At 37.9% G+C, this 12,059-nt stretch carries 11 protein-coding genes; 8 read left to right on the top strand and 3 right to left on the bottom strand.

Annotation, left to right across the window (positions count from 1 at the left end; all coding sequences use genetic code 11):
• Positions 1–55 precede the first annotated feature (55 nt).
• Genes A7968_RS21485 through A7968_RS21475 form a run of 3 tightly spaced genes read right to left on the bottom strand, consistent with a single transcriptional unit; the run spans position 56 to position 3,232 of the window.
• Positions 56–538: a hypothetical protein gene (locus tag A7968_RS21485; RefSeq protein ID WP_064668558.1), complete on the bottom strand. Its 483-nt coding sequence runs from the start codon at positions 536–538 to the stop codon at positions 56–58.
• A 21-nt stretch (positions 539–559) separates the two neighbouring features.
• The gene (locus A7968_RS21480) at positions 560–2,551 is read right to left on the bottom strand and encodes a bifunctional diguanylate cyclase/phosphodiesterase (RefSeq protein ID WP_064668557.1); all 1,992 of its coding nucleotides are present in this window, start codon (positions 2,549–2,551) and stop codon (positions 560–562) included.
• A 15-nt stretch (positions 2,552–2,566) separates the two neighbouring features.
• Positions 2,567–3,232: a transglutaminase-like cysteine peptidase gene (locus tag A7968_RS21475; protein WP_064668556.1), complete on the bottom strand. Its 666-nt coding sequence runs from the start codon at positions 3,230–3,232 to the stop codon at positions 2,567–2,569.
• Positions 3,233–3,560: 328 nt separating this feature from the next.
• On the opposite strand from A7968_RS21475, the gene galU reads away from it, so the two are divergent.
• Genes galU through A7968_RS23735 form a run of 8 tightly spaced genes read left to right on the top strand, consistent with a single transcriptional unit; the run spans position 3,561 to position 12,057 of the window.
• On the top strand, positions 3,561–4,496 hold the full coding sequence (gene galU, locus A7968_RS21470) for a UTP--glucose-1-phosphate uridylyltransferase GalU (RefSeq protein WP_064668555.1): 936 nt from the start codon (positions 3,561–3,563) through the stop codon (positions 4,494–4,496).
• A gap of 4 nt (positions 4,497–4,500) precedes the next feature.
• The gene (wecB, locus tag A7968_RS21465; RefSeq protein ID WP_064668554.1) at positions 4,501–5,634 is read left to right on the top strand and encodes a non-hydrolyzing UDP-N-acetylglucosamine 2-epimerase; all 1,134 of its coding nucleotides are present in this window, start codon (positions 4,501–4,503) and stop codon (positions 5,632–5,634) included.
• A gap of 25 nt (positions 5,635–5,659) precedes the next feature.
• The gene (gene wecC / locus A7968_RS21460; RefSeq protein WP_064668553.1) at positions 5,660–6,898 is read left to right on the top strand and encodes a UDP-N-acetyl-D-mannosamine dehydrogenase; all 1,239 of its coding nucleotides are present in this window, start codon (positions 5,660–5,662) and stop codon (positions 6,896–6,898) included.
• A gap of 48 nt (positions 6,899–6,946) precedes the next feature.
• Positions 6,947–8,167 carry an O-antigen ligase family protein gene (locus tag A7968_RS21455; RefSeq protein ID WP_064668552.1) on the top strand — a complete coding sequence of 407 codons (1,221 nt, stop codon included), beginning with the start codon at positions 6,947–6,949 and terminating at the stop codon, positions 8,165–8,167.
• The gene (locus A7968_RS21450) at positions 8,160–9,482 is read left to right on the top strand and encodes a flippase (protein WP_064668551.1); all 1,323 of its coding nucleotides are present in this window, start codon (positions 8,160–8,162) and stop codon (positions 9,480–9,482) included. Before A7968_RS21455 ends, A7968_RS21450 begins: the two co-directional genes overlap by 8 nt.
• Before the next feature lies 1 nt (position 9,483).
• Positions 9,484–10,413 carry a glycosyltransferase family 2 protein gene (locus tag A7968_RS21445; RefSeq protein WP_064668550.1) on the top strand — a complete coding sequence of 310 codons (930 nt, stop codon included), beginning with the start codon at positions 9,484–9,486 and terminating at the stop codon, positions 10,411–10,413.
• Positions 10,410–11,507: a glycosyltransferase gene (locus A7968_RS21440; RefSeq protein WP_064668549.1), complete on the top strand. Its 1,098-nt coding sequence runs from the start codon at positions 10,410–10,412 to the stop codon at positions 11,505–11,507. Before A7968_RS21445 ends, A7968_RS21440 begins: the two co-directional genes overlap by 4 nt.
• A complete protein-coding gene (locus A7968_RS23735; protein WP_064668548.1) occupies positions 11,500–12,057 on the top strand; it encodes a serine O-acetyltransferase in 558 nt (185 codons plus the stop codon). The genes A7968_RS21440 and A7968_RS23735 overlap by 8 nt, the downstream gene beginning before the upstream one ends.
• Positions 12,058–12,059: the final 2 nt, after the last annotated feature.

The raw sequence follows: 12,059 nt of genomic DNA, 5'->3' as shown, positions 1-12,059 counted from the left end.
TAGAGTTGTTGCTTATTAACATACCGCGGCTTATTTAACCTGTTAATGAAGTTGATTAATTATTTACTTCCGAAATGCCAGAATCACCACCACTACCACTGCCGGTTGGAATTACTGGCGCGAGAATGGCTGTAGCAGGATTGCTCACCGCACCACCTGAAGCCGTAGCTGATGATGCTAGGCTTGGATCCACGCCAGCGGCAATAGCAATCACCGTCACAGAGTCGCTATCGATACATTTATTGGTTGCAGCTTTGAGGATACTTTCAATTTGATCATGATCACTACCAAGAGCATTGATCACCGCAGTAAGTACTTCATCTGCTGCCGGAGGTGTTTGGGTACATGTATTGTTCATTGCTAGTTCTAAAACGGTGAGTGCAGATCCTGGCTGCGCAGCAATAAGTGCGGCTATTATCTGCTCCAATGCTTCATTATTTGCTAGTCGAGCTTGGAAATCGGCTTCGACCGTTTGTGCGCTGGTAGTAAAAGATAATGTGCTCAAACAAATAATTGCTGCAAGTTGTGTTAGCTTCATAGTGTGTCCCTTCAAAATGTGTTAGTTAAGTAAATTTAAAGTGTTAGGGGGGAAATCAAAAGAAAAGCTTGCTTGCTCTTCGGTTATTTTTGTAGGGGCTTGTACCGCTCTGCCTTGTAGCCCATCGCAGCCCAATTGATGTAATATTTTTAATGTGTTGGTATCTTCTATTAGGCAGGTGAGTACCTTAATACCAAAGCCGTGGCAAATTGTGTTAACGGTATTTATAAAGAATTGACTCTGCACATTGTCTGTTAAGTCTTGTACAAAGCTACCATCAAGCTTCACACACTCAATATCCAAACCTTGTAAGTATTTAAACGACGTTAAGCTTGTACCAAAGTGCTCAATACAAACTGAAATACCTAGGCTGCGGAACAAACAAATGCTGTTAGCTGCGGCTTCTACATTGTGTAATAACGCGGTTTCGCTGATCTCAAAAAGTAAATTGTGCTTTATGCATGGGTTAGTATGTGCATATAGCTTTAGCCAGCCTAAGAAATCAGCATCATAAATGGAGCCGTGGCTGAGGTTAAGTGCGAATAGTCGCTCGGGATAGAGAGTTTTAATCATGGTAAAATTGCGAATGAGTTGTTTATCTAGCTCAACCGTTAATCCTAGCCTTTCAGCCATTGCGAATAAATGGCCGTTATTAAGAGTTTTATTCTGGTAGTTAAATTTAGCGAAGACTTCAAAGTAGTAAGGTTGCGAGTTTGAAGTGTTTAAAATTGGTTGCATAGTGTAACTAATATCGCCAGTTTCTAATATGCTGTGAATAATCGTTTTCCACTGTTGAACACTAAACTTTGTACTGTCGTTTGGGTTGTTGTTTGTTTTTGTTGAAAATGTTGCCGCAGTATCTAATGCTGACAATACGCTTGATAATTCAGCTGGTGCGTAAATAGTTTGAAAAGATAAATTGGCAAATCCATTCAGGTAATTATTCTTACACGGCTGAGAAAACAACTTAAGCAGTTGTGTTTTTTTGTCATTCAGCATGCCATGTTCCAGTGGCGAAGTTACAATAAAAGAGCCGCCTGAAATTCGAAATATTTTACAGTCATTAACATGATAAAAAGCCTCTTCGATGATCTTTTTTGCTTCATTAATATAGCAGTCACCACTTTGATAATTTAGTGTTGAATTCATATTATGCAGTGAGGGTAAAGTAATTAGAAAAAGCGTTAATGGTGCATCATTAGTTACATCACGACAACGCGCCAAGTAATGATTTTCAAATGCACGGCGGTTACCAAGTTTAGTCAGTTCATCTAAATACACTTCAGCAGTTAATCTTTGCGTTTGTTGGGTAAGTGTCGAAAACGTTTTTTGTAAGTTTCTGACCATGTTATTAGTCGCAAGCGTTACTGTGCGTAGCTCTTTAGTGAAAGGCTGTTCGTCATAAAGGGTGAATTGCTTTTGTGTAACAAGCTTTGCTTGGCGTGCAATCTTTTTTAATGGCTCTAATACTGCTTGTAAAATAATTAGGGCTACACCTAAGCAAATCAATAAAGTAATAAGCGCAGCATAAAAGTTATCAACACTGTGTTGCCACAATTTTTGATATGACACACCCAAATGACTCGTAACATAAATTGCGCCTGCGTGCTGCCAACCATTATGTATTTGTGACTCTCGTGTTGGAGCAAGTAAAGGAAAGTACTCAAGAAACCATGTTGGCACTGTTGCGATTGTCGTTGGATTAGTTCGAGAAATTAACACCTTTCCAGTGTTATCTTTAAGCTCAATACTTGCATAATAACCAGCATCAAAAATTGCACTAATCATGGTTTCAGCAATAATGTGATTATTTTCGTCTAAATAAGGAGCTATAGATAAGCCAAGGCTAGTGGCCGTGTCTTGAGCATGACTGCCCATTTGGTCTTGCATATACTCTTTAGTGGTATTAATACTTACGACTAAACGAGCAAAAAAAGAGAGCACAGCAAAAAGTAGAATTAAGCCGATAATTTGTGTTTTTAAACTTAGTCCATTTTCAAATAGGCGCTGCATGTTTAATCCTTTAAATTACTCGCTTGCATTGGTAACGTGATGATGTTCAATTCGTTCTAACATCATATTCCAATTGCTAAAACCTTTATTGTTATTGAGCTTTTTACCCAGCCCTTTCGCTTTTGCCAGCCATAAACCTTGGCCATTAAAACTATAAATAGGCTTGATATCGGTTCGCATTGTTGCCGGTAGTAACTCAGTGTTAAAGTTGTCTAAAATAAATGGTACGTCATTAGGTGCTTCTAAGTAACTAATCACCATATGCGGCTCGTTGACATTTAATTGGCGTACATAGGTTAATCTTATTTTGTCTTCTGTTACCCCTAAAGCTAACAAACTAAAATATTTTGCAATGGCAAAATCTTCGCAATCTCCAGCACCTTGCGCCAATGTCTCGATTGGCGTGGCCCAATAATCTTCCTTGCCCCATAACTGACTATCAGTTTGATAGGCGATAGTCTGATTAAAAAAATCATTCACGAGAGCGACTTTTTGCCATTGTGATTGATGTTTCGAACGTTTTAAAAAATCGAGCCATTTATTAATTCGCTCAACAGCTGATTGTGAATATGTACGCTCAATTTCCGCTAATGCTTCAGTTGAAAGTAACTTGCTAGTTATCTCATTGGTGGCAAATGCGCAGCAAGAGACGATTAGCGATATATATATATATCCCTTCATTTATCGTCAACGAACAAGGTACGTTGCTGTTTTTATTATGATCATAAGTGCTTCACGTCACTTTTACACTGAAGATTTTTTGAACGTTATCAACAAAGAATAAAGGATTAAAAGCAAAATACAACATTCTTATTGATTATATTTATCCTGCAATAACAATTTGAAACAAAATTGTAATTATAAAGGGCTAGTAAAAAGGGTTGATATTTGGCTTTTATTGAGTATGATTGTTGAGTAGATGCTTCATAGTTAAACAAATGCGATATGGAAGTTCGTGTTTTCTTGGGTTTGAGTACCAAAAAAATCTAACTGTAATGAAAGGGACGTTATGAAATTACAAAAAGCTGTACTGCCAGTTGCAGGACTGGGAACTCGTATGTTGCCAGCAACAAAAGCAATTCCAAAAGAAATGTTACCACTTGTTGATAAACCACTAATTCAGTATGTGGTGCAAGAAGCTGTTCGCTCGGGCATTAAAGAAATTGTTCTGGTCACCCATTCTTCAAAAAATTCGATTGAAAACCATTTTGATACCAGCTTTGAATTAGAAGCAACGCTAGAAGCACGTGTAAAGCGCAGCTTATTAGAAGAAGTGCGTGCAATTGTTCCTAAAGGCGTGACGGTTATATCGGTTAGACAATCAAAACCATTAGGACTTGGCCATGCGATTTTATGTGCTAGACCTATTGTTGGCGATCAACCTTTTGCGGTGTTGCTGCCTGATGTCATTATCGATCAATACAGCTGTAACCTAGCTAAAGATAACTTGTCACAAATGATAGCGCGCTTTGAAGAGAGCGGCATTAGTCAGATTATGGTTGAACCGGTCGCAGCTGAACAAGTAAATCAATACGGCATTGTTGATATTAATAACCAGAAATTAAATGCAGGTGATAGTGTTGAGATCACTAATATGGTTGAAAAGCCAGCTATAGAGAGTGCTCCAAGTAACTTAGCCATAACTGGGCGCTATGTATTGTCATCTGCTATTTGGGATTTACTTGAATTTACTCCACCTGGCGCCGGTGGGGAAATTCAACTTACCGATTCTCTCCACCAATTACAATTACTCGAAACCATTGAAGCCTACCACCTGCGAGGAAAATCTCATGATTGCGGTTCAAAGTTAGGCTATATGCTGGCAAATGTAGAGTATGCAATGAGGTGTAATAGTTTAGGAAAAGATTTTACTGCCGCGTTACACAGCCTGATTGCTATTAATGAGGCTCAGCAACAAACCAAACACTCAATTAAAGAAGCTTAATCTGATGAATATTAAAATATTAAGTGTTTTTGGCACTCGCCCAGAAGCAATCAAAATGGCACCTTTAGTCAAAGCACTTGCGCAAGCTCCTGGGTTTGAAGCTAAAGTATGTGTGACCGCTCAACACCGAGAGATGCTTGATCAAGTTCTTGATTTATTTGAAATAGAACCTGATTTTGATTTGAACATCATGAAACCAGGCCAAAGTCTCTATGATGTAACAACGAATATTTTGTTGGGCTTAAAGGGTGTATTAGAAGAATTTAAGCCAGATATGGTACTGGTTCACGGTGACACAAGTACCACATTATCTACTAGTTTAGCTGCGTTTTATCAGCAAATACCCGTTGGACATGTGGAAGCTGGGTTACGCACGGGGGATTTAAGTTCGCCTTGGCCGGAAGAGGGTAACCGCAAGTTGACCGGTGCAATTGCCCGTTTGCATTTTGCGCCAACACAAACTTCCCAGGAGAACTTAATCATTGAGTCGGTTGCGCCAGATGACATTGTTGTAACGGGTAATACGGTGATAGATGCATTGCTACAAGTGGTGGAGAAAGTGAAGTCTGATAAGGACTTAATTAATACTCTTCAAGCAAAATTCCCACAATTAGATAGCAGTAAAAAGCTTATCTTAGTCACCGGTCACCGTAGAGAGAGTTTTGGCGGTGGTTTTGAGCGAATTTGTAAGGCGCTAGCTGAAATTGCTGAAGCTCACCCCGATGTACAAGTCTTATATCCGATGCATTTAAATCCAAATGTTCGTGAACCAGTCAACCGTATCCTCAAAAATATTGAAAATGTCTTTTTGGTTGAGCCACAAGAATATTTGCCGTTCGTTTATTTAATGACCCAAGCACATATTATTGTGACCGACTCAGGCGGTGTTCAAGAAGAGGCGCCGAGTTTAGGCAAGCCAGTATTAGTAATGCGCGATACTACAGAGCGGCCAGAGGCGGTAGCCGCAGGTACCGTTAAATTAGTGGGCACCGATACTAAGCGAATTGTTCAAGAAGTGTCGAACTTACTCACTAATCAAGCTGAATATGAACGAATGAGCAGAGCGCATAACCCTTATGGGGATGGTAAAGCGTGCCAGCGGATTATTGCAAAATTAGCCAGCACATTAAGCAAATAGTTTTTTGAGTTAAAAGGATTTTCAGATGGAAATTAAAACAGTCTCGGTAATTGGTTTAGGTTATATCGGCTTACCAACAGCCGCAGTAATTGCATCACGCGGTATGACAGTGATTGGCGTTGATGTTAATCAAAAAGCAGTTGATACGATCAATGAAGGTAAAATTCATATCGTAGAGCCAGATTTAGATATTGTTGTTCGCAGCGTTGTAACTACTGGAAACTTACGAGCAACAACTCAACCTGAAGCTGCAGATGTATTTATGATTGCAGTGCCAACGCCCTTTAAGGAAGGCAATGCGCCAGACCTTTCTTATATAGAAGCCGCGGCACACGCCATTGCACCTGTTATTGAGCAAGGTAACTTAGTTATTCTTGAGTCAACCTCTCCGGTTGGTGCAACTGAGAAACTTGCTGGATGGTTGAAAGAAGCACGTCCAGATCTAAGCTATCCACAAGATGTTGGTGATTCGGCTGATATTAAAATTGCCCATTGTCCTGAGCGGGTTTTACCGGGCTATGTACTTCAGGAGTTAGTATCGAATGACCGCGTAATTGGTGGTATTTCAAAAGCCTGTAGCGAAAAGGCAGTAAAGTTGTATCAAACGTTCGTGCGTGGCGAGTGTATTATTACTAACGCGCGTACTGCTGAGATGGCCAAGTTAACGGAAAACTCTTTTCGTGATGTTAATATTGCCTTCGCTAACGAGTTGAGCATTATCTGTGACAAATTGAAAATAAACGTATGGGAGCTGATCCGTTTAGCAAATCGTCACCCTCGTGTAAATATACTCAGTCCAGGCCCTGGCGTAGGTGGTCACTGTATCGCGGTAGATCCTTGGTTTATTGTTGATAGTTGCCCTGATGAAGCAAAAATTATTCGCCAAGCTAGACTTACCAATGATGCAAAACCATTTTATGTAATTAACCAAGTTGAGCAAGTGGCTGATCAGTTTAAACGACCTGTTATAGCTTGCTTGGGATTAACATTTAAAGCTGACATCGATGATTTAAGAGAAAGCCCAGCATTACAAATTGTTGAAGAGTTATCTGCAAAAAATGTGGGGCAAATATTAGCGATCGAGCCAAACATTACATCTTTACCTGGCTCGCTAGTAGAAAAAAATGTGGAGCTTATCACTCTAGAAAGAGCATTAGAAATTGCAAATATATTTGTGGTGCTGGTGGATCACAAGCAGTTTAAGGCTGTAGATAAAGCACTATTTGCTAGTAAAGCGGTTATTGATACGCGTGGTGTTATTTAATATGTGGCACTTAACAGTGGTGATTAGCTCAAACTTTGCGTGCCAATAATGAAACTAATCATTCGTGGCGGAATTAATCAGCCGTTTTTCCTTAAAATAATGTTACTTATATCAATGACTTTCTTGTTGTTGGGTAACAACCTGTTTGATCGGAAAGTATTGTTCCTTAATTTTGTCGCGCTGCTGTTATTCAATCTCAAAAACCTCAGCAGTATTGTTTATCGATTAAGTAAATCATTGCCAATGATTATGGTGCTAAGCTGGTGTCTGCTCAGTGCTGCATGGTCTAATTGGCAATGGGCAAGTATTGAAGAGTCGTTGATCCAATGTATGTTATTTCTTACTTGTCTATTAATTGCTAATACATATTCGCTTAAAACAATTTTTAAGTTATTAAAATATGCAGCGATAATCACGATTATTATCAATGTCTTATATTCAACCTTATTTACATCGAATGCATTTTCATCCGCGGGTATGACCGGGTTTTATAACCATAAGAACAACTTAGGTTTAATTATGGCTTTATGCTCAATCATACTTTATTTCGATTACCAAAGGGGGAACAGTAAAGACTCATTATTCTTTATGTGTATCTCGATGACTGTTTTGGTTGCTTCGTTATCAAAAACCTCGATGTCGCTATTTGTTATTTCGGTTTTTCTGAGTTCATTTCTTTATGTTTCTACATTTAATATAAAAGATAAATTGTTTAACTTTAAAGTAAAGTTGCTCACTGTGGTTATGGTGATTGCTTTGTTTAGTTATTCCGTTAGTTTTCATAATGAGATCTTGGATTACCTTTATTACAACCTTGATGAAGAGTTTATGACGGGCCGAGGTATGCTTTGGTTAACCATGTTACTGCATGCTGAAAACGATATTCTCGTTGGTTTTGGTTTTAATTCGGTGTGGGGAAAAGGAGACTTTTCAGAAATTTACTACACAGATTTATTCCGCTACAACCCGCTGTGGGTTGAGAGTTTAGCGGCTTCTGATGGTGGTTATATTGATATTCTAGTTTCACTGGGGCTGGTTGGCTTTTTCATTTTTCTATTCTTTATCTTAAGTGTATTTCAAGATCTAATTAGTCATAAAAAAAGTCCGTACTTTAAACCGCTGTTCGCATTTTTCTTCTTTGCTTTTTGCCATAACATCAGTGAAAGCACTTATTTGCTCTCTACCAACGTATTGTGGTTTGTAGTCATTTTAACCTCATGTTTAACATTCTCTTTATACCAAAATAAGCAAGGTGGTATGAATGTCTAAGCTTTATAATTTAAAAAAAGCAGCCTGGTATTCAGTTGAGAACCTAACCACTATCATTTTTGGTTTGTTTACCGTTGTTGTAGTTGCAAGAATATTTGGCCCAGAAAACTTGGGCAAACTCAGTATGATTCAGGCGATTTCTGCGGTTGCGATGTTTATGGTGGTGTTAGGCTTAGATCATATTGTGGTGAGAGATTTAGCCAAAAAGCCAGACCACTATGGTTATATAACGACGGTACTAATCGTGCAGATGATTGGTTCATTACTTCACGGTGGTGTTGTTTTATTATGCTTATACCTGATCAGTGATGGGGCTATTGATGCTACTTTGTTAATTATTTGCCTGGCGGTTTTTCTAACCACTTACTTCTCTAGGGCAACTGTTTTTAAACTGTATTTTCAGGCAATTAATGACCCTAAAAAAATAGCGTACTCAGCACTTATTTCACGTTTATGCGCGCTGTTGTATTTATGTATTGCACTGTATTTTGAATTTCAGTACCAGTTTGTTGTGTTTTTCATTCCATTGCAGGCATTTTTACAATTTGTGATTTTGTTATACCACTTCATAAAATCAACCAAGCATAAATTTGTGTTTGGTTTTGACGCTAAACTCGCTAAAAAATTGCTAGTTGAAGCGTTGCCTTTGATTGGTTCATCCATTTTATTCCCGTTATTTATGCAAGCCGATATTTTGTTGATCTCAATGCTGATGACAGAAAAAGATGTTGGTATCTATAGTGCTGCTGGACGCCTTATCACTCAGTTTGTGTTTATTGGTCATATTATTACCATGACCTTTTACGTATCGCTGTCTAATAAAAAAACCAATAACGATGAAGATCAAGACCAGTTTATACAAGGGCTTGTAGCATTGCTGTTTAGCATGGCATTTGTTATTGCATTATTTTGTTGTGTATTTGCCGATCAAATAATTGCTTTACTATACGGTGATAAATTTTTAGGCGCTGGCGACGTACTAGCCATTCTCGCTTGGAAGTGGGTGTTTATTTTTCCTGCGGCTCTTTACTCGCGCATTCTGATTTTGGATGGGCTTGGCAAATATGAATTTATCAAATCATTGGTTGTTGCTGGGTTAAGTTTGTCATTGAACTACTTATTGATCCCGCAATTTGGTTTGATAGGTGCGGCATACGTATCTTTATTGTCTTACTTTATAGCAGATTTTCTGATCTACAGTGCCTTTAAGAAAACACGAGCCATGTTTTATACCGGTTCAAAAGCCGTCGGCTATTTCTTTTTTAATCCGTTACTTAATTTTAAATCAATATCTTACACTGTGGGTTGTCGGTGATATGACTAAGCTTTCTATAATAGTACCTGTTTATAATACTGAGAAGTATATTGCAGATGCCATTTTTTCATTTTTTAACCAATACCAAGCTGGTGTTGAGTTAATTATTATAAATGATGGCTCCTCTGATTCTAGTTTGGATGTTATTAATAGTACTTTGTCTGAAATTAATAACCCTTCATATATACGAGTGTACTCTCAAGATAATCAAGGCGTGAGTGTTGCTAGAAATAATGCAATAAAGCGATGCACTGGTGGTTATATTTCTTTTCTTGATGCTGATGATCTTCTCCTAGATAACTACCTAAGCGAAATTATAAAAGTTATTGATAATAAAGAACCTGAAATAATTGAGTTTGGATTTTGCTCCTTTATAGAAGAACAGGAGCTTAATAACAAAAAACCAAATTTTGTACATAATCACTTTGGTATGACAAAAATTGGCGATGCCATTGATGATATATATTCTAGATCAGTATGGTATCCAACAATAAGAGTATTCAAATCTAGTTTAGTTAGTGGAGACGTATTCCCGAAAGGCGTTAGGTTTTGTGAAGACTTGATGGCGTTGAGCAAAATATATCAAAAAGTGGAAAATGTATACCAAATTGATAAAGCTTTATATGGATACAGAATAAACGCAGAGGGTGCAACATTAAATGTTAAACCTGATTACTTCGATAACTTGTTGTTATTCTACAATTCACTGCCGAGCGGAAACTTGAGGTATCTAGATTATTTAAGAATTAACCTGGCATACATATTATATCGCTGTTCAGAAGGCAAAAAGCCAGGGTTTAGATTAAAGATGGATTTTTTATTATTATTCATAAGGTATCTTTTTGACGAGAAAATATCATATAGAAAAAAGATGATATTACTTTCGTCTAGACTTTATGATTCACTAAAATATATTAAGGGCTTAAGTTGAAAGTTGTATTTAGAATTTCTCGATTAGGCTTTGGCGGTGCTGAACAGGTTTTTTTATCGGTTGCTAAAGTGTTAAAAAAAACATATGGCTGTGAGGTTATCTTTGTTATTGATAATCTGAATGGTCAAAATGTTATAACTGCGAAAAACTTAGGTTTTGAAGTTGTCAATCTTGCTGTATCTAGAACCTTATTTTCAGTTTTTAAGCTAGCAAAGTATATTCGTAAAACAAAACCAGATCTTATTATTTCAGCTTACACAGATACTAATGCTGCGTGTGTGTTATCGCAATTAATATCTTTTTCTAATACTAAAGTAATTGTTAGCGAACATGCTTCTTTGACCGAGCATTGGCAAGATAAAAGTAAACTTAAAAAACGACTACTTAATTTCTATGTTTCCTATATCTACCGATATGCAGATCATGTTATCTGTGTCTCCCAAGGCTTAAGTAAGCAAGTGGGTGACTTACTCGGTCATAATAGAAATATCACTACAATTTATAACCCCGTAAGGTTCAATAAGTCAGAACCACAAATACAAAAGGATGCGCGGCCGTTAATCAACTTGTTGGCAGTAGGGCGTATTACCGCGCAAAAAGATTACAAGACCTTAGTTAACGCACTGTTCTATTTGCGAAAAACCCATGAGGCAAAGCTGACTATTGTCGGTGGGGTTTTTTGCAATGCTGAATATGAAAAAGTATATGCGCTTGCTGAAAAATTAAAAGTTGCTGAGCACATAACCTTTGTTGGTTATAGCGATTGTGTTGAGGATTATTATAAAGCAGCAGATATTTTTGTCCTTTCCTCCGCCTGGGAAGGGTTCGGTAATGTGATTGTTGAAGCAATGTCATTCGGTTTACCGGTTGTGGCAACAAATTGCAATTATGGTCCTGGAGAAATACTCGAAGGTGGTGTTTATGGGCGACTCGTTGATGTTGGTGATTACCAAGCGTTTGCAAAAGCCATTGCAGCGGAAGTTAATAGCCCGCTAGTCACGCCTGAACAGTTAATTAAACGTTCTCAAAACTTTTCAGAAAGCAATATAGCAAGTGAATATCATCAGTTAATTAGCGAGGTAATGCATGGCTAATTATACACTTAAGTATTTATTGAAATCTGATCTTTATCGACAACAGGGCGCCGTTAGCTTTTCCTTATTTTGCAAAAGTTTATTTTTCAATAAGGGCTTTAAGTTTGTTTTTTGGCTGCGTGTTGCTAAGCATTTTGACACTAATCCGCTATTACGTATTTTTCCTAAATTAATCTACAGCTACTACAAGCGTGTGTACGTTTCTGATATTAACTATCGCGCTGATATCGGTCCTGGCTTTGCTATGTATCATGTGTTTTGTACAACCTTTGGTGCCAAAGTCAAAATAGGTAGCAATGTGACCATAGTGCATGGTGTGACGATTGCAGGCAAGGGCGGTTCATTTCCCGTTATTAAAGATAATGTCTATATCGGCTGTGGAGCATGTATTTTAGGTGGTGTGACTATTGGTCGTAATGCGGTCATTGGGGCTAATGCTGTAGTGACGAAGGATATTCCAGACAATGCCGTGGTCGTCGGTAATCCAAGCAAAGTTATTTCTTTTAACGGAGCGGATGCCGCTCAACAAAATATATGGAAATTAGGTTAAAA

It is taken from the genome of Pseudoalteromonas prydzensis, from assembly GCF_001661495.1.
Classification (GTDB): Bacteria; Pseudomonadota; Gammaproteobacteria; order Enterobacterales; family Alteromonadaceae; genus Pseudoalteromonas; species Pseudoalteromonas prydzensis.
This window is presented reverse-complemented; position numbering and strand designations above follow the sequence as displayed.